This window comes from Mastigocoleus testarum BC008 (genome assembly GCF_001456025.1).
Lineage (GTDB): Bacteria > Cyanobacteriota > Cyanobacteriia > Cyanobacteriales > Nostocaceae > Mastigocoleus > Mastigocoleus testarum.
Genome location: NZ_LMTZ01000088.1, coordinates 77575 through 101479 on the forward strand (window position 1 = coordinate 77575; position 23905 = coordinate 101479).

Annotated in this window: 19 protein-coding genes; 15 read left to right on the top strand and 4 right to left on the bottom strand. The window is 37.8% G+C overall.

Annotation, left to right across the window (positions count from 1 at the left end; translation table 11 throughout):
- Positions 1 to 479: 479 nt before the first annotated feature.
- Positions 480 to 776: a hypothetical protein gene (locus BC008_RS16380; protein ID WP_027845411.1), complete on the bottom strand. Its 297-nt coding sequence runs from the start codon at positions 774 to 776 to the stop codon at positions 480 to 482.
- Between the two features lie 528 nt (positions 777 to 1304).
- Between BC008_RS16380 and BC008_RS16385 the strand changes: the two genes are divergently transcribed.
- From BC008_RS16385 to plsY, 4 genes are all read left to right on the top strand, one after another.
- On the top strand, positions 1305 to 2102 hold the full coding sequence (locus tag BC008_RS16385) for an MlaE family lipid ABC transporter permease subunit (protein ID WP_027845410.1): 798 nt from the start codon (positions 1305 to 1307) through the stop codon (positions 2100 to 2102).
- A gap of 549 nt (positions 2103 to 2651) precedes the next feature.
- Positions 2652 to 3050: a DUF3119 family protein gene (locus tag BC008_RS16390; protein ID WP_027845409.1), complete on the top strand. Its 399-nt coding sequence runs from the start codon at positions 2652 to 2654 to the stop codon at positions 3048 to 3050.
- Between the two features lie 245 nt (positions 3051 to 3295).
- Entirely contained in the window at positions 3296 to 4567 is a 1272-nt protein-coding gene (locus tag BC008_RS16395; protein ID WP_027845408.1) for a DUF3086 domain-containing protein, read from the top strand.
- A gap of 128 nt (positions 4568 to 4695) precedes the next feature.
- Entirely contained in the window at positions 4696 to 5388 is a 693-nt protein-coding gene (gene plsY / locus BC008_RS16400; RefSeq protein WP_027845407.1) for a glycerol-3-phosphate 1-O-acyltransferase PlsY, read from the top strand.
- Positions 5389 to 5462: 74 nt separating this feature from the next.
- Here the strand turns inward: plsY and BC008_RS16405 are convergent, their stop codons facing one another.
- Positions 5463 to 6347, bottom strand: coding sequence for a metallophosphoesterase (locus BC008_RS16405; protein ID WP_321170081.1), 885 nt, complete (start codon positions 6345 to 6347; stop codon positions 5463 to 5465).
- 348 nt (positions 6348 to 6695) lie between these two features.
- Here BC008_RS16405 and der point away from each other — a divergent pair, with 348 nt between their 5' ends.
- Together der and BC008_RS16415 are read left to right on the top strand one after the other, a co-directional pair.
- A complete protein-coding gene (gene der, locus BC008_RS16410; protein WP_027845405.1) occupies positions 6696 to 8057 on the top strand; it encodes a ribosome biogenesis GTPase Der in 1362 nt (453 codons plus the stop codon).
- Positions 8058 to 8080: 23 nt separating this feature from the next.
- Positions 8081 to 9079 (top strand): energy-coupling factor transporter transmembrane component T family protein, encoded by a 999-nt coding sequence (locus tag BC008_RS16415; RefSeq protein ID WP_027845404.1) that lies wholly within the window; start codon positions 8081 to 8083, stop codon positions 9077 to 9079.
- Positions 9080 to 9346: 267 nt separating this feature from the next.
- On the opposite strand, the gene BC008_RS16420 is transcribed toward BC008_RS16415, so the two are convergent.
- On the bottom strand, positions 9347 to 10564 hold the full coding sequence (locus BC008_RS16420) for a serine/threonine protein kinase (protein ID WP_058183679.1): 1218 nt from the start codon (positions 10562 to 10564) through the stop codon (positions 9347 to 9349).
- 1008 nt (positions 10565 to 11572) lie between these two features.
- Between BC008_RS16420 and BC008_RS16425 the strand changes: the two genes are divergently transcribed.
- The 7 genes from BC008_RS16425 (at position 11573) to BC008_RS16455 (ending at position 20244) form a co-directional block, all read left to right on the top strand.
- Positions 11573 to 13366, top strand: a complete 1794-nt coding sequence (locus BC008_RS16425; RefSeq protein ID WP_027844624.1) for a chorismate-binding protein — start codon at positions 11573 to 11575, stop codon at positions 13364 to 13366.
- A 48-nt stretch (positions 13367 to 13414) separates the two neighbouring features.
- Positions 13415 to 13894 carry a holo-ACP synthase gene (gene acpS / locus BC008_RS16430; RefSeq protein WP_027844625.1) on the top strand — a complete coding sequence of 160 codons (480 nt, stop codon included), beginning with the start codon at positions 13415 to 13417 and terminating at the stop codon, positions 13892 to 13894.
- A 148-nt stretch (positions 13895 to 14042) separates the two neighbouring features.
- Positions 14043 to 14321: a transcriptional coactivator PipX gene (gene pipX / locus BC008_RS16435; RefSeq protein ID WP_058183680.1), complete on the top strand. Its 279-nt coding sequence runs from the start codon at positions 14043 to 14045 to the stop codon at positions 14319 to 14321.
- Positions 14318 to 14989 (top strand): YggS family pyridoxal phosphate-dependent enzyme, encoded by a 672-nt coding sequence (locus BC008_RS16440; protein WP_027844626.1) that lies wholly within the window; start codon positions 14318 to 14320, stop codon positions 14987 to 14989. The genes pipX and BC008_RS16440 overlap by 4 nt, the downstream gene beginning before the upstream one ends.
- 468 nt (positions 14990 to 15457) lie before the next feature.
- The gene (locus BC008_RS16445; RefSeq protein WP_027844627.1) at positions 15458 to 16069 is read left to right on the top strand and encodes a cell division protein SepF; all 612 of its coding nucleotides are present in this window, start codon (positions 15458 to 15460) and stop codon (positions 16067 to 16069) included.
- 210 nt (positions 16070 to 16279) lie between these two features.
- Positions 16280 to 17095 carry a pyrroline-5-carboxylate reductase gene (gene proC, locus BC008_RS16450; RefSeq protein WP_027844628.1) on the top strand — a complete coding sequence of 272 codons (816 nt, stop codon included), beginning with the start codon at positions 16280 to 16282 and terminating at the stop codon, positions 17093 to 17095.
- Between the two features lie 461 nt (positions 17096 to 17556).
- Complete coding sequence (locus BC008_RS16455) at positions 17557 to 20244, top strand: DEAD/DEAH box helicase (protein ID WP_027844629.1); 2688 nt, start codon at positions 17557 to 17559, stop codon at positions 20242 to 20244.
- 259 nt (positions 20245 to 20503) lie between these two features.
- On the opposite strand, the gene BC008_RS50535 is transcribed toward BC008_RS16455, so the two are convergent.
- On the bottom strand, positions 20504 to 21184 hold the full coding sequence (locus BC008_RS50535; RefSeq protein WP_063800775.1) for a hypothetical protein: 681 nt from the start codon (positions 21182 to 21184) through the stop codon (positions 20504 to 20506).
- 752 nt (positions 21185 to 21936) lie between these two features.
- Here BC008_RS50535 and BC008_RS16465 point away from each other — a divergent pair.
- Positions 21937 to 22725: a class II aldolase/adducin family protein gene (locus tag BC008_RS16465; RefSeq protein WP_027844630.1), complete on the top strand. Its 789-nt coding sequence runs from the start codon at positions 21937 to 21939 to the stop codon at positions 22723 to 22725.
- An 89-nt stretch (positions 22726 to 22814) separates the two neighbouring features.
- Positions 22815 to 23741 (top strand): TauD/TfdA family dioxygenase, encoded by a 927-nt coding sequence (locus tag BC008_RS16470; RefSeq protein WP_201026133.1) that lies wholly within the window; start codon positions 22815 to 22817, stop codon positions 23739 to 23741.
- Positions 23742 to 23905: the final 164 nt, after the last annotated feature.

Consider the following 23905-nt stretch of genomic DNA (forward strand, 5'->3'; position numbering starts at 1 on the left):
AAAGACTTCTTGTTTTTTTATGAATGAAATTATAGCTTATCTTGTAGTGAGTTACTTAGTTTTATTGTTAATTGATTCTTATTAACCCTCAAAACAGCATAATTCTATAGCTTTTGATTATAGCTTTCGACTATTTATGCTGTGATTTATTGACACATCTTTCCGACATATCATTTCTACAGACAAGATAATATCTTCATTTCCCTAATCAAGTTTAGTTCCACTTTCATCTGTGGCAAACAATCAATAGCACATTATTGGTGAAAATTTCTAGTTGAAAGTTGATTTTTGGATCCTTTACTCGGGTGTTTGAGTAATTAAAATTTCAAATTCCAATCGCAAAATTTTTAGGCTTTGATTGGAAAATATTTTTGACATCTTGGAAATATTTGAAATGTAAGTATATTACTCCTTTGCTAATTAGCTACAGTCTCATGCTTGGTACATCACCATTTATAAGATGGTAATTTGAGAAATCTTTAAGAGTTTAGACGTAGAATTTGACACCGGTAGAAAGCATAGGCATCAAATAGCGCTCCCACAAAACAACAAGTTAAACAGATAACTAAAACACCTTGTAATGGTGTTCCGCTACCAAAAACCATGAGAAATTGGGAAATATCTTGGGCAATAACTTGTGTTAGCTCTTGTAAGCCAGGGAAATAACTGACTAAGATAATTACAGTCCAGAGGCTACCAACAAATAACATTGGTGCTACAAAGCTGAACACCATAGATAGTAGCAGCGAACGGATAAAGTTAGCAAAAATGTTCATCACTATACAGGCTCCGTGAAGTTGCAAAAATAAGACCTGCTTTTTCAATATCTACAATAAGGTAGATTCACCTCCATGGGGCGTTTTTTCAAAAATCTTAAGTTTTCATTAAAAAACAACAAAGTTCACATTTCGTTCAAATTGCCAATATACAGGGCTATCTTTTGGATGTAAACCTTTACTTGCAAGCTTTTGCACAGTTTATGAGAGAATAGGGTAATATTGTTCATTCGAAATTGACTTTCTGAGAGAAAGTTTAAACTTAGTAACTTTTACCAGTGAAAGACTAAGAGAAGTTACAACTTTTCGGAACAGGGATTCGCTTGGATTGTCTTCCTAGTTAGAAAGTAAGGATGTTGAGATTGATTCAGAAAGATAAATACAGCAATTGCAATGTAACTGAGTAATCCCGAGCTACTGAAAAATCGTCACAAATACTCAAGTCTTAATAATCTATCAACTCAATATATAAACTCATAACTCATATTTCGCTATGATTACGGCAGTTACTGAGTTAGCTTGTGAACGTTGAGCCAGATAAAAACCAAATCCAGTTTAGGAATGTGGAGTCAGCGACTGCTGTCATCAATTTTTTTGGGCGGACAAGTATTTGTTCATCTTTTGAAGGGCAAAATACACCGACGTAACACTTTGGAACAAATGGCTGCGGTGGGACCAGATTCCCTATTTATCGCTTTGTTGACCGCTGTATTTGTCGGTGCTGTTTTTACTGTTCAGGTCGCACGGGAGTTTATCGCTTTTGGTGCGGGGAATATCGTCGGTGGAGTTTTATCAGTCGCATTGACGCGAGAACTTTCCCCCGTACTCACAGCAGTGATATTAGCCGGAAGAGTGGGTTCTGCATTTGCGGCGGAAATTGGGACTATGCGGGTAACCGAACAAATAGATGCTTTATTAATCCTCAAAACCGATCCAGTAGATTATCTGGTAATTCCCCGAGTTCTTGCTTGTTGCTTAATGTTACCTATTTTGACCCTGTTATCTTTAGTGACAGGAATGACTGGGGGATTGATTATAGCGACTAATCTTTATAATCTATCAGACACTTCATTTTTAGATTCAGCGCGTAATTTTCTTAGTTTTTGGGACATTATCAGCGCCATGGTGAAGGCATTTTGTTTTGGTACTTTTATTGCCGTTATTGGTTGCAATTGGGGCTTGACAACTACTGGTGGAGCGAAAGGTGTGGGAGAATCTACCACAACTGCAGTTGTAACTTCTTTGTTAGTTATTTTTATTAGTAACTTCTTCCTTACTTGGGTCATGTTCCAGGGTGCTGGAAGTGCATTATTACAGGGATTTTAGTTTTATGACTGTAGATGGCTCATCAGGTTACGTCATAGTATTTTTTTTGAAGGAAATAGGGGTAAGGAAATAAGCTTGTCACCTTTCACCGCCAATTAAGGAAATAATCTTTGGTAAAGCAGACTTGTCCATTTACTGGAATCAATTTACTGGAAGCATGCATCTTTTCCTTTGACGAAAATCTTCATCAAGCAAGAAAATAGGAAACAAAAATTTTCCAATTTCTAAAATATTGTCCCAAATTTTCCTGATTTCTGTTCTAAATTTCCTAAATGTTTATGGCTAATCCAATATTACCTATACAAATTATTTATGAGAAATGATTTTTTGGGAAAAGTAAAACTCTGGGAAGAGAAACTATTGCTTAGCAAATAAATTATTCTTTTCCAACCAAGACAATCATCTACAAAAACTTCTCCTTTTCTTCCCACACTCCCCTTTCTCGTTCAATTAGGTAACTTTCTACTCGGATAGGAAGAGTATTTGGGGAGCTTGCTCTTAAATTCTAAAATAAGAGAAATGTTACTTTAAGATTCAGGGTGGAAAACTATGACCACTTCAACAAGTACGAATGCGCTATCAACTGTCGAATTAAATCCTAATTATAAGATTCCTCTAGTATTAGTATTAATTGGTGCTCTACTACTGATAGTACAACCCTTATTAGCAGGAATAATTGCACTTTTTGGCGTATTTTTGATGTTTCAAGCAGTTACTCTGCGTTTGCGATTTACTGCTACAGATTTAGATATTTACAGAGGAGAAAAATTAATCCGCCGTTTTCCATACAGTGAATGGCAACATTGGGAAATTTTTTGGCCACAAATTCCAATACTATTTTATTTCAAAGAAACCAAAAGTATTCACTTTTTACCAATTATATTTGACCCCAAGACTCTTAAAACCTGTTTGGAGCAGCACTATCCAAGAAATCAGAATCTGGGATAGTCTGTATGGCTGTATTGTCTGTCAATGTTTGTAAATATAACTAAAATTTACTCAAATAGGGAAAAAGAATCGGATGAGAATTAGTAAATGCTGTTCTTTTTCTCTTTACATATAAACTGCTAGCAATTATAAACTGTAATTCATAGCATCAATAGTGACTGGGTTATTTATCAAACTATGTTACAAACAACAAATTACAGAGAAAAGAAAATTAATTATTAAAGGATGTAAAACTTATTGTTTCTATGAATCAAGAAGAATTTGAAAATCAAAAATCAATTGAAGAAAGTTCAGAGGGGCTTGAAGAGGAACCACAAGCAGAGTCAGTAAATCCTCAAGAAGATTCTACACCAAAAGCAAATACTGAGACTCTAACATCAAGCAATGCCCCAGAAACAGCAGAAAACTCTTTTGCACTCAATTTAAAACCACAAACTGTAAAACCCCAAGATGAAACTTCGGTTTTGGAATCTGGGGATAAATCTCAAAAACTTGTCAATAATATTTCATTTATGTCTGTAGATTCAGAATCAAGTAAAATAAGCGAATTACAACGCCAAGAAAAAGCACTGCGGACGGAAATAGCAAATCTCCAAGCTACTCAACAAATACTTTCCCAACAGGTGCAGGAAACCCAAACCAAAATGGGACGAGTAGTACAGGAAGCCCTTGAAGAACTTGAAAAACGCAAGCAAACTTTGCAAATTGCTGTAGAGAAATTAGAAAAACGTCAAGAACGCATTCGTAAGGAAATGCGCAGTACGTTTGCTGGTGCTTCCCAGGATTTAGCCATTCGAGTTCAAGGTTTTAAAGATTACCTAACCGGTAGTTTACAGGATTTGGCTGCGGCTGCTGAACAGTTAGAATTATCTCCACCACCGAGCGAACCAAAAGAAAAACCACAAGTTATTCAAAGTCGTCCCCGTGAGATAGAAGAACCTGAATCAGATACACCACAATTTACCCAACAGCGTTTTCAGGATACGACAAAAAAAATTCGTGGGTTCATCGATCAATACCGCACAAAACCAGATTACTACGGTCCGCCATGGCAATTACGTCGCACTTTTGAACCAGTTCACGCCGAACGCGCATCTAAATGGTTCTTCGAACAAGGTGGAAGGGGTGCATTACGTACTCTGGGTAGCAGATTGCAAAATACTTTGGTGACTTCGGCGATTATTTCCATACTTTATCGGCTATATGGCGATCGCGTCCGTACTTTAATACTGGCTGATAGTCCAGAACGCTTGGGTGAATGGCGACGCGGTTTACAAGATTGTTTGGGGGTTGGTCGTCCTGACTTTGGTCCAGACCGAGGGGTTGCATTATTTGAAACCCCAGAAGCAGTTGCTCAAAAAGCAGAGCGTTTAGTCAAAGCTAGATTACTACCATTAATTGTCATTGATGATTCGGAGGAAGAAATCAGTCTTGGGTTGTTGGAATTTCCGTTGTGGTTAGCTTTTGCTCCTGACCCAAAAATGATGAGAAACTCTTACTATGACGATGATTTTTAAGCTGTAATGGAGATTAGAAACTGGATTTTCCCAATTTCTAGCTCCCAATTTCTCCTTCTCAATTCTCAATTCCCAAATACCAATTCCTAATTCTTTATTTCCTGTTTTTGACTCAAAATTATTTAGTTATGAATATTTGGTTAACTTTATGTTTCTGTGTCTTGGTCGTAGCTTATCTATTGGGCTCAATTCCCACTGGCTACCTTGCAGCTAAATTATTAAAAGGAATTGATATTCGAGAATTTGGTTCTGGTTCTACTGGTGCTACTAATGTTTTAAGGACCTTAGGTAAAGGACCCGGAGCATCCGTACTATTTATTGATAGTCTCAAAGGGGTAGTGGCTATTCTGATCGCTCGCGAGTTATTTAACTTTGCTACCGCTCAAGATTTACTTCCAGGGACGATTAATGTAGATATTTGGCTGTCCTCAATGGTTGCTTTAACAGGATTTTTCACCATTTTAGGACACAGTAAATCAATATTTTTAGGTTTTAGTGGTGGTAAATCTGTTGCGACCAGTATTGGTATTTTATTCGCCATGAATTGGCAAGTTGCTTTAATTTGTGTTGGTGTATTTGGAATTGCGATCGCAATTTCCCGGTTTGTTTCTTTAAGTTCAATTTCTGGTGCTTTAGCTGCTCCTGTATCGATGGTAATTTTGAACCAACCTTTGCCTTATATTATTTTCGGTGTAGTTGGTAGTTTATACGTCGTTTGGCGACATAAAAGTAATATTGGACGCTTAATTGCTGGAACTGAATCGAAATTAGGACAAAAGGTTGATGTGGATGTAGAACAAACTGTAAATCCAGCCAGTTAAATTTATTCGCTGTCATAAATATCATGTTGCTTGTACTGAAATGAAAAGTTCATTAATGGTAGGTAATAAAAATGTTACTTACCTGTGACTAAATCAAACACAGTAATTTCAGGACGCGAACCAAAGCGAATACGCAAGCTTGTCATACCAATACCACGATTGGTATAAACATTCATATTCCCTACCCGATTTAAACCTTCATAATATTTTTTGCTTAAGGTGGGAAGGACTGGAGGTTTAAAAAATGGTAAGCGTACTTGTCCTGCATGGGAATGTCCTGATAACTGCAAATCGAACTTACCCGTAGCAGCACTGATATCAGCAAAGTCTGGCTCGTGTACCAAAATTATTGCTGCACCTTCAGGTGGTAATTGTTGTAAGACCAAATCCAAACGTGCTGTACCCATTAAGACATCATCAATACCAGCAATATTTAATATCGAATTACCCCGCTTGATACTGTAAACGCGATTCCTCAGTTCAAGAATGTTATTTGCTCGTAGTGCTTTTCTAATCCCTTGGGGATTTGCTAAATAATCGTGATTTCCTAATACTGCAACAGTTTTATCTTTGGATTTAAGAACCTTCAAGCTATTTTGAAAATAGGGGATAAATTTTTGCTGGTATTCCGTCACAAAATCACCAGTCATAGCAATTAGGTCTGGTTTTTGCTGGTTCACCAAATAGAAAATACGACGCAAATGTCTTTGGGTCATGAATTTATCAGTATGCAAATCGCTAATTTGCACAATTCGATAATCATTAAATTCTGAAGCTAAATGTGGAAGTCTTAGCTGCACTCTATGAATATCAATCCAATTTGGCTCAATTATTTTTGCGTATAATAAAACACAGAAAATCAAAAATAAGCATAATCCTAAAAATCGCTTAACTGAAATTTGCAAGCTTTTGTGACCCAGTCTTATTACTCTCCAATTGAGCAATTTACGTATTTTCACGACTAATCCCCAACAAAGGTAACACCAAATTCTAAGTACTGATTAAGGATTTGTCACTTAACATTGATTACCTTATGAAAAAAATTAATCAGCTATTTAGAAAAAAAGTTGCGATCGCATCATATGGATTTGCTGCTACTATTTTTAAATCATTAATTAACTTTGAAAATCGTTTGCACTAAAATTAATATGTCTCCACATTCCTTGTCACAGAGTTTTTGGCTGTAAATAGTTTTTGCCTATAGGTCTTTAATGCTCGGGGTAAGGACAAAAGACAAAGAGTGAATGATTAATATTAATTAATAAATCTAGATAAAATAAAAGTTTATAGGATTATAAGTCCGAGTTATGAGTCTTCCGATTGTTGCAATTATTGGACGCCCCAATGTGGGCAAATCGACCCTAGTTAATCGTTTAGCTGGAGAAAAAGCTGCTATTGTACACGACCAACCAGGGGTGACCCGCGATCGCACCTATTTACCTTCCTATTGGGGCGATCGTGAATTTGTGGTTGTGGATACAGGTGGTTTGGTATTTAATGATGATACGGAATTTCTACCCCTGATTCGTCAGCAGGCGATGACAGCTTTGACAGAAGCCAGTGCTGCAATTTTCGTTGTAGATGGTCGTACAGGTCCAATTGGTGCAGATGAAGAAATAGCTACATGGTTGCGCCAACAAAAGGTTCCCGTACTATTAGCTGTAAATAAATGCGAATCCCCCGACCAAGGCTTAATTCAAGCTGCAGAATTTTGGAATTTGGGATTGGGCGAGCCTTATGCTATTTCTGCAATTCATGGTAACGGTACAGGCGACCTGCTAGATGAACTTATTAAACATTTACCCGCAGTAGAGGAACTACCGGAAGATAATGAGATAAAAGTTGCCATTATCGGACGTCCGAATGTAGGTAAATCCAGTTTGTTAAATGCCTTTGTCGGCGAAGAACGGGCAATCGTGAGTCCAATTTCCGGAACTACCCGCGATGCAATTGATACCTGTGTCGTCAGGGGAGAACAAACTTACCGACTGATTGATACAGCAGGAATTCGCAAAAAGAAACATATTGAATACGGTACGGAGTTTTTTAGTATCAATCGTGCTTTTAAAGCAATTCGCCGTTGTGATGTAGCGCTGATGGTAATAGATGCTGTTGATGGTGTTACCGAGCAAGACCAAAAATTAGCCGGAAGAATTATTGATGAAGGTCGGGCTTGTGTAATTGTTATTAACAAATGGGACGCAATCGAAAAAGATTCCTACACAATCTACGAGTACCAAAAAATTCTTGAAGGAAGACTCCATTTTTCTGAATGGGCACCTACAATTTTTGTTAGTGCATTGACTGGACAACGGGTAGGCAAAATATTAGATTTGGTAGACAGTGCAGCCCTAGAGCATAAACGTCGAATTAGTACTTCTGTCGTCAACGATGTTTTAGAAGAAGCTATTACTTGGCATTCACCACCAGTTAGTCGCGGAGGAAGACAAGGTAAAATTTATTACGGTACCCAGGTTAGTAGTCAACCGCCAACAATCGCCTTATTTGTTAATGAAGCTAAGCGCTTTGGGGATAACTACCGCCGGTATATTGAAAGACAATTCCGCCAACAATTAGGATTTAGAGGTACCCCTATTCGTTTGCTGTGGAGAAGTAAAAAAGCTCGAGATGTTGAGACTAGTAACGTTAACAGAGCAGCCCGCGTTTAGTTGAAACGATTAATTAATATTAAATGGATTTACTGCGCTCCCTACCTATCGGTCTTTACTTAGAACAACCACATACTTGGTTACATAAACTCGATCCAAGAGTTAAGTTTGGTTGGTTGATGAGTTTTCTGACAACTTATATTTTTGCTAATAACCAGTGGCGTATACTACTGGTTGTTTTATTGGTTTTAGCAACTCTAACAGCGGGAATTCCCCGCAGAGTATGGCGTCAACAAATGGGCTGGTTGTTAACAATTTGCCTTTTGGTTTTATTCATTGCTTCCATTACTCCTGACGCCTTAGGGGTAAAATATCAGCCGCGTTTACCTGTCGATCAACAAGAGTTATATCCCGAATCTAAGCCACAAACTTCAAATATTGTTCAAAACAAAGTATCCCCTTCCCCTGAAGTAAGTCCGAATCCAACTTCAATTTCCACTAATAGTATGGAATACGAGCAAAGTTACCATTATGTACTGTTAGAAATTGGACCTATATTTGGGCTTGGACCGATAAGAGTAACTCGTTATTCTTTTGATCTAGCTATACGTTTAAGTACTATTTTCTTTACCATCATATATGGCACTAACTTATACTTATTAACTACTGCCACCGAGGAAATTACAGCAGCTATTGAAAGTTTGAGCCGACCCCTACGGAAACTGAATATACCAGTTACAGAAATAACTCTAACTTTAACTTTATCTTTACGCTTTATTCCTTTAGTACTAGAAGAAATTCAAAATTTAGCTCGTTCTGTTGTCACTAGGGCAATTAATTGGCGTAAGTTGGGCTGGAAGGGTGCAGTCAAAGTTTGGCTGATGGTAATAGAAAAACTTTTAGATAACTTACTTATGCGTGCAGAACAAATGGCTGGAGCAATGGTCGCGAGAGGTTTTACTAGTCCGAACCAGCATCGAGTACAGTGGCATGAATTACGTTTAAAATCTTGGGATTGGGTGGCGCTAATTGCTTTAATAATTTTCTGGGGAATACGTTTTCAAATTGGCGCTCAAGTCTGAGGAGTAATGAGTAATGAGTAATGAGTAATAAGTAATAAGTAATGAGTAAGGAGTAAGGAGTAAGGAGTAATGAGTAATGAGTAATAATTTCTTGTTTTCTTGCTTTGAAATCACCCAACTATTGATTTAATAAACTTGCATTTCTCTCCATTCCAAATATCTATAAATTTATAAGGAACCCTATATGAGAAATATTACTGGTTAACCATTACTTATTCTTACTTATTACTTTTTACTTATTACTTTTTACTTATTAATTTTTACTCCTTACTTATCACTTTGGTAAGGGTTGATTTGTTCAATAAAATTGTCTTCTGGAATATTGATATCCTCTGTTTCCACAATCCTCAATTTAAAATTCTGAGATTTAATTTCTATTATTTCTCGCATATTTTGGAATTTTGTGTTTTCGAGATCTCTTTGGCGAAGATCTAGATATCTAATATGGTTGCTATATCTACGTTCGGTAGGAATGGGAGGGATAATTATGCGGCGATTTAGATCTATCTTTTCTCGTTCCCTTAAAGTTGGCGCACAGCGAGACATAAAACCGTTGCTCATGCTTGAAATTAAACTAAGACTAATTGGTAACATAAATAAACCAATCGGCTTTAAAACATCTCCTCTATCAGCAATCTCTACTTTGCTCAAGTCACTAATTTTAGGATTCATTAAAGCTACAAAAGCTTCATCTGCATTTGAGTAACGATCTTGAGATACTGGTTCCACCATCTTTTCTAACCAACTGATGAAGCGAGGGTTAAGATTCGGAAGTAGAGATCTAACATTAACCCGATGGTTATCGTCAATTAATTCACCAATCAGAGAAGATGGAGTTCTTGTAAGCAAGCAAATTAAGGTCATTCCCAAACCATACAGATCGGAAGCTGCACTCAGAGGGCGACAAAACATTTGCTCTGGTGGCATAAATCCTAATGTACCCTTGACAATGCTATGTGAAGTTGAACTTTGACCATCAATTTTTGCCAAACCAAAATCAACTAAATAAACATTGAGGTTATCGTCTACTAAAATATTTTCTGGCTTTATATCTCGGTGAATAATTGGTGGAACGTGATGTTGTAAATAAATTAATATTTCTAATATTGAAATCGCAATTTTCCGGATGTCCTCAAGTTTGAAATATCGTGGCTGTGCTAACGAAAGGGCATTTTTATATTCTTGTACTAGACAAAAACCAGATTCAGTTTCAAAAGAGTCTATATATTTGGGAATACTGGGGTGATTTAGCTGTTGAAGAAACTTAATTTCGCTCTCTAGGGCTTCATAATCTGACCAACTATTTCCATTTACTGCAAACTGAAATTGCTTGATCGCAACAAATTGCTTTGTATTAATGTCAGTTGCTTGATAGGTAGCTCTTCCTCCATTCAGGTTATTTCCCAACTTGCGTTCAACAATATAACCCTGTTGGGAAAAGTCTGGGAAAAATTTACTATTACCCTCGAGATTGAAATATTCCATAGCTAGTTATCTAACTTGTTGTGTGTAGGATTGCGATTTAGATATTTGTGGCTAAAGTCTTACTTTTTTCCGCAGATTGCTAAACTCTGCCCGTTCGCGGTTCAAATCTTTTCCTTTGAATTGAGCCACTAACAGCAAAACTTCATCAAAATTAGTCTTAGTCTGGTTGTAATAATCTCTGATTCTCGTGCCATAAATTACCATATCAAAGGCAAATTGAAATCATGCAAAGCATTTCCTAGTTTAGATCTCTTTTCAATTACTGTATATATTTTTAGCTCCTAGCTTATGGGTTTTAATGACTTTTCGTGCCATTTAAATTGCATAAAATTGTTGATTTCATCCTTATGATTTCAAGTTTTCTTTGCTTTTTCTTTAGTATAAAAAACATTCTATTCTCTCAACGATTCAAACAAACTGATTTTCTATTGTTTTAACTAATTTTAGGGGCAAATTTCATCGCGATTCAGTGAATAATTTCTACTAATACCAGGAACTATATATTAACAATTTATACTCTCCATCAAACTTGGCTAAGGTCGTAAATATTGCGATAAAATGTTAGTAAAAAAAGTAGAGTATATTTTCTTATCTAAAAAATAAATTATATTTTTATATGTTAAGAATTGAAAAAAAATATAGATAAAGAAAACCTATAATATGATTTTCCTTAGTTTTACTATTGGCTGTTATGGAAAGTTGCTACTGTTACTAAAAATGAAACATATTTCCCAATAAAAACAAAAAATTAACCTTAGCAGTACTTACTATTTCTAGAAGTAAATTTTTATTCTTGAGTTTTAATAAGAAATACTGTGTTCTAAGTTACATAAATCGGAACTTGTTCCATGTCAGGCGATTGAACACCAACTATTACAAGCCAAACTAAGCTTTTCTCACTGTGTTGACGCGAAAAAAAAGATTTTTACTTTCTGGTAACGAAAAACTGAGAAAAGTAATATTTGTTTATATACCCAACTTGGGATAATTAATTGTACGAAAAATAAGATGACAAAGCTTTGGTATTGGCGATCGCTTCCGCTTGAAAATCGCACTGGTAGTTATATTTTTGCTAGTTTGTTTTTTCCCGCCTCAAATTCAGATTCAGATTCAAGTTCAAATTTAAGTTTAAGCTTAGCTCCAAATTCAAACCCAAACTCTAATCTAAATTCCTGTATCGCAACTCTTTTGGAGAGTCCTTATCCTACTCCGAAGGAAAATCCTCAACTTGCGAGGTATTCGATATGTGCAGGTTTTCCGCGGATCGTTGATGGACAGTTCCAAGTTTGGACTCCAGAATTAGGGAAAATTTTGCCCTTCTTGGAAAATTTATTACAACAGACAGAAACCGAACCTCAAAATAATGCTGATTCTTCTTGTTTATCTCCTCCTTCCCACTTACCATTTACTGGTGGTTGGCTTGGTTGGCTTGGATATGACTTAGCCTGGGAAATTGAGAAACTACCAATATCAAAAACAGATTCTTTACCTTTTCCTGTTGCATTTTGGTACGAACCTGAATATTTTGCTGTTTTAGATCATCAAGAACAAGATCTATGGCTAGCAGCTAGCAGCATAACTCAGCTCGATAAATTGGAAAAAAAGCTTAAGAATTACACTGGGAACGGAAGAGATGAAGGGAAGACAGAAGAAAAGAAAAAGAAAAAGAATAGCTCTTTTTCTTCACCATTCCCATATGACGCTGTAGATACTTACATATCTAGTTTTTCTAAGGCGTCACCAGACCCCAATTCCCAGTCCCCCTTACCCTATTTCTTCTGTTCCCAGTCCGAATATGAAGCAGCTGTCAAGCAAGCTCAACAATATATTAGGGCTGGTGATATCTTTCAAGCTAATCTTTCACTGCGATTTGCAACATTAACTGCTGCATCTGGCTGGGAAGTTTATCTTGCGTTACAGAAAATTAATCCTTCTCCTTTTGCTAGCTATTGGCGAACACCTTGGGGAGAAATTGCTAGCTGTTCTCCAGAAAGGTTAGTCAAGCTATTTCCCAAGGGAGAAGCTGAAACTAGACCAATTGCTGGGACGCGATCGCGCGGGGAAACCCCCGAAAAAGATCTAACTCAAGCACGCGATCTAGTCAGTAATACTAAAGAGATAGCAGAACACATCATGCTTGTAGATCTTGAACGTAATGACCTTGGACGAGTTTGTAAATGGGGGAGTGTGATAGTCGACGAATTTTTGAAAATAGAACGCTATAGTCACGTAATGCATCTTGTCAGCAACATCAAAGGTAGCTTAAAATCTGAAAGCGACACGGTTGATTTGATTCGCGCCATGTTTCCTGGTGGTACAATTACCGGTTGTCCTAAGGTTCGCTGCATGTCCATCATTGAAGAATTAGAAACCGTTAGACGCAGTTTATTTTATGGTTCCTGCGGTTACCTGGATAGAAGAGGTTATTTAGATTTAAATATTTTGATCCGCACTCTGCTTTTAGCCCCTTACGATAAAGTAAGAGATTTGCTGCGGAAGCAAACAAAACAAAAGTATAAGTCCGAAGAGTTGCTCGATTCTCCCCCAGCGTCTTTTTCCGAGTTAAAGACTTCAGATCCCCTTGATGCATCAGTCAATACATCTTACTATTGTGAAAGTTCCCCATGGGGAGTCTACGAGCGTCAACACTCTGAGCATCTACATTTAAAATCAAACGTTGTTTGGGGACAGGTTGGAGCAGGAATTGTTGCAGATAGCGATCCTCGTAGGGAATGGGATGAATCTCTGCATAAAGCACAAGCGCAGCTAGCAGCACTTAAGTTGCTCAACGATGGGTCGTGAACTACTGTAAATTACACATCCATCATTTGGTTATTTATTGAAAAAAAAATGATTCGATTGGGAACTGATATTGTTTATATTCCACGTATTCAGGCGGCTGTTGAGCGCTTTGGCGATCGCTTTTTGCAGCGTGTGTATACTCCAATTGAGCAGCAACATTGCGGTTACTATTCCCAAAATCTTGCAAATCCCTCTTTTGAAAGACTAGCAGGACGTTGGGCAGCTAAAGAAGCCGTGGTTAAAGCCCTAGGAACTGGATGGCGTGGCGTCAGCTACACCGATGTGGAAATTGGCTGGGCTAAAAGTGGTAAGCCATCAGTTACTTTACACGAGCGAGCAGCAACAGTTGCCGCAACACTGGGAGAACAAAAATCAGCGAAGGATGATTTTTCTTTACTGGATTTTCTCCAGTTGGAAAAACCGCCAGCAAGTTTGTCAAACACCACGGATTCCTCCAATTTCTGGCAATTAAGTTTAAGCCACGATCGCAATTATGCTATTGCAACTGCCATATTCGTTTACTTTTGAGGTTTTGCTACCTCTTCAATTCAGCGTCCTTCGAGGACTGGATTATCAAAGCTTGGAAAGATATTCTAGCAAATTGAAGCCGCAATTGTCCGCATCGAAGACATTTAATTGTTTGCATCTTAATATCTACTCATACCTTCTGTATTAAATGAACCCAGAAAACTCAGAAACATACATAAATCATCCGACTTGGGGTTTGCTCTATAGGATCTGTATGGTAGATGAAAACCAAGAGCTATTTACTACACTGTACGCCCAAAGACTTTTTTTTCTAGTAACAAACGACACTAAAGGCTTGAAGTTTAAGCCCATAGGTCGCACGGAAGCAAGAATGTTATTGGAAAATAGATTGCGAAGTCTGCGACGTACGGGACACCCCCGAGAGTACGATAGCTTGCAGAGTATTTTTCAACGTACGTTCCAATGAGCAGTTCGATCAGCGAACGGATAACCAAAATTCGCTCTACCCTTCCTCAGGGTGTGAAGTTAATTGCTGTTACCAAAAAAGTCCCTAGCGACAAAATCCGCCTCGCTTATGAGGCGGGTATTAGAGATTTTGCAGAGAGCCGCATTCAAGAAGCCATGGGGAAAAGAACTGAACTGGAAGATTTATCCGATATTACTTGGCATTTTATCGGACATATCCAAAGCAATAAGGCGAAAAAGATTATCTCTAATTTTCCGTGGATTCACTCTCTCGATAGTTTAAAGCTTGCTCAACGACTAGATAGACTAGCATCAGAACTAGAAATAAACCCTTTAGTTTGTTTACAAGTTAAAATTCTTCCCGATCCGAACAAATCCGGCTGGAATATAGATGAACTAAAAGGTGATTTACCCGCCCTTGCTCTTTGCAAAAGATTACAATTTCAAGGTTTAATGACAATTCCACCTCTGGGATTAAACGACGTTGAGATTTTAGATGTATTCAAAAGAACCAAGGAGTTAGCGACAGAAATCCGGGATCGAAACTGGCAAAATTTCAAGATGTCAGATTTATCGATGGGAATGTCTGGCGACTATAAGATAGCATTACAAGCTGATACAACAATGGTTCGACTTGGAACAATTTTGTTTGGAGAACGCCCTCTGTAAGCATTTAAGAGAGGAAATTTTGGAAGAATATTTGCGGGGATCGCTGATTCATGGGGAAAGGCGAGCCCCGCATTTAGTCGTAAATATCAACAGATATTTTCGGTAAAAACCACATGTAAGTTGACAAAAGGGAAATATTTTACTAGTAAAAAGCCATAATCTCGTGGTTTAATAGATGACAAAAGTTTTGAAAATAACAAAGACTAATAATTTCTAAATAAGGGGAACAAGCAACTTTTCTTACAGCACTAATTAGTATATAATCTTGTCTCAATTATTGCGTCTGCCGATCAGGTTAAAACGTTAACAAACGTCATAAACCTCAAATAATAGTAATTTATGTTACAAAAGGCGCTAAAATGCCATAGTTGTCTGCTATATAGCTTAAGTAAAAATTGAAACTATAGTTTTTGCTTAGTATTCAGTAGATAAAACGTAGATAAAGATTCGCACCCTGGAGTTGGAACTATGAATAATATATTTACCAGACTGAGAGATTTTGTAGGTCTAAATGAGCCTGTAGATTATTACTACGAAGAAGAAGAGATAGATCCAAGTGCCTACGAGAATATATACCGGGAGCAAAATCCCCAAACCCCCCAGCCTGCACCAGTAGAAGAAGCGCCCGCACAAAATCGACGTTGGCGTGAATCAGTGCCTACAATGAATACTGATGTAGCAACAGCGACAGCTTCTAAAACTATGAGTAATGTTATTGGTATGCCAGGAGCACTAAACGGAATTTCCGAAGTATTAGTTATTGAACCACGGACTTTTGAAGAGATGCCCCAAGCAATTCAAGCTTTGCGGGAACGTAAGTCAATTGTATTAAATTTAACTATAATGGATCCAGATCAAGCGCAGCGGGCAGTAGATTTTGTTGCCGGTGGAACCTACGCATTAGATGGCCACCAAGAACGGATCGGAGAAAGTATATTTTTATTCACACCAAGTTGTGTACAAGTAAGTACCCAAGCAGGAGTGCTTCATGAAGTACCTCAGCATGCACCTCGTCCTTCACGTCCTGCACCTTCAACCAATCAAACTTGGGGGAATGATGCTGCTCGGATGGCACAATAGAATTTCAAATTTATAAGGTATCAGATTTGAAGCGATCAAATTTGAAGCGTTCGAATTTGAATTTGTCAATATTTACAAGTGAAAATCGCTAGTAATGAAAATTTTTGAGACTAAAAATTGAAGATTTAAGATTTTAGATTTTGGATTAGATATCATAATTAATCTAGAATCTAAAATCTGAAATCCAAGATTAACTTGAGGAAAATTGACTTGTCTGTCAAATTTGGTTTAATCGGTGGCGGGATAATGGGAGAAGCGCTATTATCCCGCCTTATTGTGGGCAACATGTATCAAGCTGGGGAAATTATTGTCAGCGAACCAGCGCTTGAACGTCGCCAAGATTTGGAAACGCAATATGGCGTCGTAACTTGTTATAATAATCAGGAATTATTAAAAAAAGCGAAAGAAGTTGTTTTATTGGCTGTTAAGCCCCAAGTATTCAGCGCCATATCTCAAGAGTTGTGGGAATTAGCAAGTCCCAACTGCTCCCCAACTATTATTTCTGTCATGGCGGGTGTAAGATTGTCTCAGTTAGAACGAGCATTCCCGGGTTGTCCTGTCATAAGAGCAATGCCTAACACCCCAGCTACAGTAGGAGCAGGAATTACAGCAATCTGTCCCGGTTCTTATGCCGATACAAATTCCCTTAAAGTTGCACAGACACTTTTAAGCGTCGTGGGCGAAGTTGTAGAAGTTCCTGAAAATATAATGGATGCTGTTACTGGACTTTCTGGTAGCGGTCCGGCTTATGTTGCTCTGTTTGTAGAAGCTCTGACTGATGGAGGAGTTGCAGTGGGTCTACCAAGAGCAATCGCTTACAAACTCGCTTTGCAAACAGTTCTGGGTAGCGCTACATTATTAGCAGAAACTAAAATTCATCCAGCACAGCTAAAAGATAAGGTTACTAGTCCCGGTGGGACGACTATTGCTGGTGTAGCTCATTTAGAGAATGCTGCTTTTCGTTCTGCTGTGATCGGAGCTGTGAAATCGGCGACGGAACGATCTAAAGAACTGGGAAATGGATAGTAGGTAATGAAAAATGAAGAATGGAGAATGGGAAAATGAGCAAAAATATTTTCCAAAAAATATTAAGTAATATCTTTTCTGGTTGCGCGTGGTACTTGTAAGATAGCAGATTTGTAGTAAGACAAATTTGTAGTCAAGCAAGTAATGGAGCAGAAGCTTGAGAGTCTCTGATTAGAAATTTTTACTGAAAAGTTTTCTGGAAAGTTTTACTGGAAACTTTTATAGGAAATTTTTACGGGCAAGTTTCTATATGAGAGTCTAATGATGAAAATGTTGGATTTAAGTTTGAGGATTTAAGTTTGAGGATTTAAATTATCAAATTTAAATTTGATAATTTTCACAACAAGCATTGAGATATACTTACATTCTTCATTTTTGAACGGTAAGATTTTATCCGTAATCACAGTTGTTGACAACATGGTGGTTAATATAGTAAACAGTCTGGTTGAAATTTTAATTGTGTGAATTATCCTGCCCTGTCTGGTGAAATCGACCTAAATTCGATATTTCCCTTTGAATTAGATGAATTCCAAAGGGAAGCGATCGCATCATTAAATGCTGGACATTCGGTGGTTGTCTGTGCACCTACGGGTTCTGGAAAAACTCTTGTGGGTGAGTATGCTATCTACCGCGCTCTAGCACATTCGAAGCGAGTATTTTATACTACACCTCTGAAAGCTCTATCAAATCAAAAATTAAGAGATTTTCGAGAAGAGTTTGGTTTTGATTCTGTCGGTTTGTTGACCGGGGATGCGTCTATCAATCGAGATGCACCTATTTTGGTTATGACCACAGAAATATTCCGTAATATGCTCTATGGAACGCCAATTGGTCAAGTCGGTATATCTTTGGTGGATGTAGAAGCTGTGGTACTCGATGAGTGCCATTATATGAATGACCGACAACGGGGAACCGTATGGGAAGAATCAATTATTTACTGTCCCCGCAACGTTCAATTGGTCGCACTTTCAGCAACGGTTGCAAATAGTGACGAACTGACTCACTGGTTAAATCAAGTTCACGGTCCGACGGATTTAATTTATTCTGATTTTCGACCAGTACCGCTAGAATTTCATTTTGGTAACGTTAAAGGAGTTTTTCCTTTACTCAACGAGTCAAAAACTAAAATTAATCCCCGCTTGTCCAAGAGAGGTAAGAGAGGTCGCGGTGAAAGAGGTCGGGGCGGTAGACCCGAAGCCCCAAGCATCAGCTATGTACTAAGCCAACTCAAAGCACGGGATATGCTCCCGGCAATTTACTTTATTTTCAGTCGTCGGGGATGTGATAAAGCTGTAGCAGAAGTTGGCGATCTGTGGCTGGTGGATGCTGAAGAGTCTCAGATATTACGCCGACAAATTGATGACTTTTTAACCCGTAATCCAGAAGCCGGACGGGCGGGACAAATCGCTCCTTTGTACCGGGGAATTGCTGCTCACCATGCTGGGATTTTACCGGCTTGGAAAGTCTTGGTTGAAGAATTATTCCAACAGGGTTTAATTAAGGTTGTTTTTGCTACTGAAACTTTAGCAGCAGGAATCAATATGCCGGCGCGGACAACGGTTATTTCCACTTTGTCCAAGCGCACTGATACGGGACACAGATTGTTAAATGCTTCTGAATTCCTGCAAATGGCTGGTAGAGCCGGTCGCCGGGGAATGGATGAGAGGGGTCATGTTGTAACTCTGCAAACTCCTTTTGAAGGTGCAAAAGAAGCTGCTTATTTAGCTACTTCTAAGTCAGATCCCCTGGTTAGTCAATTTACCCCCAGTTATGGAATGGTTTTGAATCTGTTACAAACCCATTCTTTAGAAGAAGCAAAGGAACTGGTAGAACGTAGTTTTGGGCAATATTTTGCTAACATGCATCTTCGCCCCCAATACGAATATATCGCTGAAATGGAAAGGCAATTAGCCCATATCCAAGAGCAAATTGCGATGGTGGGGGATGACGAACTAGCAAAATATGAGAAATTACGCCAACGCCTACGAGTCGAGCAAAAGTTACTAAAAACCTTACAAGAACAAGCACAGCAAACCCGACGAGAAGAAATAAAAATGATGTTGGGTTTTGCCGTAAGTGGGACACTTTTAAGTCTTAAAGGTAAGTATATTCTTGTTTCTCGACCGATAACTGCAGTCTTAGTTGGTAAAACTCCTGGTTCTGGTCGCGCTCCTTACCTGATTTGTTTGGGACAGGATAATCGTTGGTACGTAGCGACTAATGCTGATGTCTTAGATTTGTATGGCGAGCTACCACGAATTGATTTAGCTCCGGACTTTTTACCACCAGCCCACATGCAAATCGAACCAGGGCGTTCTATTGACGGTAATGAAGACTCTGCTAAAGTTGCAAGTCAAATCCCCGACCCCGATCCGACTTTACATCAAGCCCCAGAAGTCAAGGAACAAATGGTTCGTCTTGCGGGAGTAAAAGAACAGATCGAAGCTCATCCCCTTTACCAAGCTGGTAATACAGGTAACTTGTACAAGCAACGAGCCCGTGCTGTTGAACTGAAGGAAGAAATTGAAGAATTGCGATCGCAGTTAGAACAGCAATCCCAACATCATTGGGAAGAGTTTGTTAACTTGATTGAAATTCTCCAACAGTTTAGCTGTATAGAAAATTTAGTCCCGGTCCCGACCGATTTGGGACAGATGGCTGCAGCCATTCGGGGTGAGAATGAATTGTGGTTAGGTTTGGCGCTCCAAAGTGGCAAATTAGATGACATCGATCCACAGCATTTAGCAGCGATCGCGGCGGCTTTAGTTACTGAAAATCCTCGTCCTGACAGTTCAGTTAATTACAGAATTTCAGAGGAAGTCGATCAAACTTGGTCGCAACTACAAAAAATTCGTCGCTCCGTATTAAAAGTGCAGTATCGTCATGGTGTGGCGCTACCAGTTGGCTTAGAAAATCGTTATATCAACTTAATTTCTATTGTCGAACAGTGGGCTTTGGGAGTTGAGTGGACGGAACTATGTGATAATACGAGCTTGGATGAAGGTGATATTGTCAGGATTTTACGTCGGTCTTTAGATTTGTTGTCACAAATTCCCCATGTACCCCATATATCGGATAAGTTGCGGAGTAACGCTTATCGTGCAATGCAGTTAATTGATAGATTCCCAGTCAATGAAATTGTCGAATAGTTATCTGCTTAGATAATTACCCTAGGAAAATGGGTAATGAATGGGTAATCAGTCAAATGTGGTGTGTGGATTATGGCTTAATAATATAAATTCTCCTTCTTGGAAAATAGTTCTTAGAAGGAGAAAGTATTTTTGGGGTATTTTTTAGCGTTTTTTAAAGATATTTATTGACAATTAAGCAACACAAAGTAAGGAGCCAGATAAATGTTTCTAAGGTATATTTGACTCAAACACATCTGACTAAAAAATATTTGAATTTTTATTCAATCTGAATATTGCGAATAGCTAGTTTGCGATTTCCATTGTTGTAATATCGAAATTCAATAGCTGTCAGACGATTTATACCCCATGGTATAGCGAAATAATAATTGACTTTGGTAGGAATTCTAGGTGTTAGAGTCGTGGATACAGCATAATCAGATTTTCTCCCTAGTCTAATAGTTGAAATATCATATACATTTCCTGATACGTCTATAGCCCGACCGTCTTCTACTGAAAAAGATATCTCCTGATTTCTGTCGGTTGTATTCGTGATTATTAAGCCACAAATCACTTCACCTTTTGTTCTTTTACAGTTTTTTATTTGAAATCTAAATTTATCAGCTTCAGTAATTGATGTAGTAGATGAATTGCAATCAATATATCTTCGAAAAACCCAGCCCCAGTTTCTGTATCTGCCCTTATAATAACCACCTACTCTTGCCCAAGAATGACCTTTTTTGTCATAACCAATTTTATGAATATAAACCTTTCTACCATTTCTTAAACTATTTATTAATTTACCATTAGGTCGATCTCTAACATTAAGTGAAACGTCATTTGGATCTGCTATTTTACAAACATTTCTTGCAAGTGCTTTTTGAGGAATTTGCACAGCTGTCATTGCGGAGATAAAGCCAGACAAAGCAATAAGCCCAGCAACTTTTACTGAGGTAGACATAATTTTAAACATCTTTTTTGTATAGGAAATTCTGATGATAAACTATGTATAATTCTATCAATTATATTTTTTAAATAATGGAATTTATATTTACTTGTTTATTTATTTAATTAGGGTTTACTGAATAAATCTAAAACCTTTATAAATTAATATTCAAGCTGTTGTGTAAAATTAATAAAGGGCAATAAATAGGCTTGAATAACTTCAAAACCCACGGATTTAAAAAATCGTCATATTAAAAACAAAAATCTCCCGCGCTTACCATTGAAGAATTAGCGATATAATCAGAACTTACCTACGGACAACGTAAACATAGTCACTGCGACCATAGATTAGTATCAAGCCTAAACGGCAGAGCCTCTAGCTCCGCTTACGCCGTAAGGCGCGGTTCAGCATTTCTACAAGGAAATATTCATGGTAGGTACGCTTCATCCCAAACTATTGAAAATAAGTCCCTTTGGGACTTGCTACGCTAAGGTAAAAAGTGCGTAAGTCCTAATAATAAATATTTTTGTGAATAAAAAGTAACTTTTTCATTAAATTAAAACTGATTAAAAATAATTGGTTCTTGACTGTGCATTGCTCTTAACTTGTTGAGACAAGAAGAATCATTACAAACAAATAACGCGGTCGCAATTATACATATAACTTAATGATTTATGCCGGTTATCGACACCCTTTATATTATAAGTACTGAATTTAATTCACATGTTTACGTGAATTAGAAATATAAAAAATCAGGAATTTTCAAAATGTCATACAGCACGAAAGATAAATCAACACCCAATCTAGAACCGATAAAAACACCCACGTTTGAAAGTACAGAGGACGAACGTATTCACCGCAAACAAAGATTAGCAGTTGCATTTCGCTTATTTGCTCATTACGGTTTTGATGAAGGTATTGCTGGACACATTACAGCTAGAGATCCTGAATATCCCGATTGTTTTTGGGTTAACCCACTGGGAATGCACTTTGGTCAAATTCGAGCGTCAGATCTACTACTTGTCAATCATAAGGGTGAGGTCGTAAAAGGAAACAAACCTGTAAATACAGCAGCTTTCGCGATTCATTCCCAAATCCACCAAGCTCGACCAGATGTTAATGCGGCTGCTCATGCTCATTCGCTGCATGGGAAAACTTGGTCAACCCTTGGGCGTTTGCTTGACCCTTTAACCCAAGATGCTTGTGCTTTTTATGAAGACCATGCTTTGTTTGATGATTACACTGGAGTGGTCTTAAAAACGGAGGAAGGTGAACGTATTGGTAATACCCTTGGAGAAAAAAAAGCAATAATACTACGCAATCACGGTTTACTAACTGTTGGTCATTCAGTAGACGAAGCTGCATGGTGGTTTATAACAATGGATCGTTCCTGTCATAGTCAACTGATGGCTGAAGCAGCAGGAAAACCAATAGTTATCGATGCAGAAACAGCTCGTTTGACTCATAGCCAAGTTGGCTCTCATTTCATCGGATGGTTTAGCTTTCAATCCTTATATGACATGATTGTGTCTCAAGAACCAGAGGTGCTTAATTAGCATTGTTCTTGTTTTATTGATATGTACGGGGCTCGTAACTCATTTTTTGGTTAGTACTGCTAAGAATAAAAATAAGTTGAGAATAAATTATGACAGCGACAAGCTCAAAGGGTATGCATGAAGTAAGCGCACAACTCCATGCAGAGTCATTTTCAGAAACATTTGGTCAAAAAATTATCAATACTGAAAATGAAAATATTAGTATTGTCGATCTGGATAAAGAATCAATTATTAACCTGTTCAGATCTCATCGCTTATTGTTATTCAGAGGCTTTGAAGCTGATGTAGAGACTTTTACAAAATTTACCGATGAATTGAGTACTAACTTCATGGATTATACAGGAGGAGTATTCAAACGTAGAGTTATTAATAATAATTCGACTGTTTTAAGTGTCAATGATTTCAAAGATGAAATTAAGTTACATGGGGAAATGTACTATCAGAAAAATCTCCCCAAAATGCTTTGGTTTTTCTGCGCTCATCCCGCATCGGAAGACGGTGCAACAATTGTCTGTGATGGAAAACGTTTTTTTAATGAACTTAGTAATTCGTTAAAAGAGTTATTCAGTCGGAAAAAGTTGAGATTTCACGGTCATCTGGACAAAGATGTGTGGATAAAGCGATATAAAACTGAGGATTTAAGTGTATTAGAACAGATATGTAAAAGCAACGATACTCAACTACGAGTCAATGGAGATGAGTCAATTGATCTCTATTATATTTCCTCAGCAATACATCCAAGTAAAAATGGGGAAGACATGGTTTTCATTAATAGCTTACTCCCAGGAAAGGTTATTGCTCCAGAGAGCATATCTTTTGATGATGGTTCAGAGATTGACAATCAAATTATGTCTGAACTAAATGAAATAGCTGAAAGAATTACGATAGAAATTAATTGGCACAAAGGTGATATCTTAATGATAGATAATAGCAGTGTCATGCATGGTCGAAGAAGTTTTACGGATGATAAACGCGATATCTACATACGGTTGTGCTCTCCTGCATTTGCGTATTAGCATTTCAAACTTAGGATGACTTTGGGGATTTTTATTCATTTATTTTTGTCTTAGCGGGACTTAGACAAAAAAACAAGCAGGAAAAAGCCTCGAAGTCAGTCATAATAAGGGATTAACTTCAAAGCCTTAAAAATCGCTCAAACCTAGATATATCAAGAAAACAA

Bases quoted from the DNA above. Each gene is read 5' to 3' on its own strand.
- BC008_RS16380 (WP_027845411.1), bottom strand. From the start codon at position 776: ATGAACATTTTTGCTAACTTTATCCGTTCGCTGCTACTATCTATGGTG.
- BC008_RS16390 (WP_027845409.1), top strand. From the start codon at position 2,652: ATGACCACTTCAACAAGTACGAATGCGCTATCAACTGTCGAATTAAAT.
- BC008_RS16395 (WP_027845408.1), top strand. From the start codon at position 3,296: ATGAATCAAGAAGAATTTGAAAATCAAAAATCAATTGAAGAAAGTTCA.
- plsY (WP_027845407.1), top strand. From the start codon at position 4,696: ATGAATATTTGGTTAACTTTATGTTTCTGTGTCTTGGTCGTAGCTTAT.
- der (WP_027845405.1), top strand. From the start codon at position 6,696: ATGAGTCTTCCGATTGTTGCAATTATTGGACGCCCCAATGTGGGCAAA.
- BC008_RS16415 (WP_027845404.1), top strand. From the start codon at position 8,081: ATGGATTTACTGCGCTCCCTACCTATCGGTCTTTACTTAGAACAACCA.
- BC008_RS16420 (WP_058183679.1), bottom strand. From the start codon at position 10,564: ATGGAATATTTCAATCTCGAGGGTAATAGTAAATTTTTCCCAGACTTT.
- BC008_RS16425 (WP_027844624.1), top strand. From the start codon at position 11,573: ATGACAAAGCTTTGGTATTGGCGATCGCTTCCGCTTGAAAATCGCACT.
- acpS (WP_027844625.1), top strand. From the start codon at position 13,415: ATGATTCGATTGGGAACTGATATTGTTTATATTCCACGTATTCAGGCG.
- pipX (WP_058183680.1), top strand. From the start codon at position 14,043: ATGAACCCAGAAAACTCAGAAACATACATAAATCATCCGACTTGGGGT.
- BC008_RS16440 (WP_027844626.1), top strand. From the start codon at position 14,318: ATGAGCAGTTCGATCAGCGAACGGATAACCAAAATTCGCTCTACCCTT.
- BC008_RS16445 (WP_027844627.1), top strand. From the start codon at position 15,458: ATGAATAATATATTTACCAGACTGAGAGATTTTGTAGGTCTAAATGAG.
- BC008_RS50535 (WP_063800775.1), bottom strand. From the start codon at position 21,184: ATGTCTACCTCAGTAAAAGTTGCTGGGCTTATTGCTTTGTCTGGCTTT.
- BC008_RS16465 (WP_027844630.1), top strand. From the start codon at position 21,937: ATGTCATACAGCACGAAAGATAAATCAACACCCAATCTAGAACCGATA.
- BC008_RS16470 (WP_201026133.1), top strand. From the start codon at position 22,815: ATGACAGCGACAAGCTCAAAGGGTATGCATGAAGTAAGCGCACAACTC.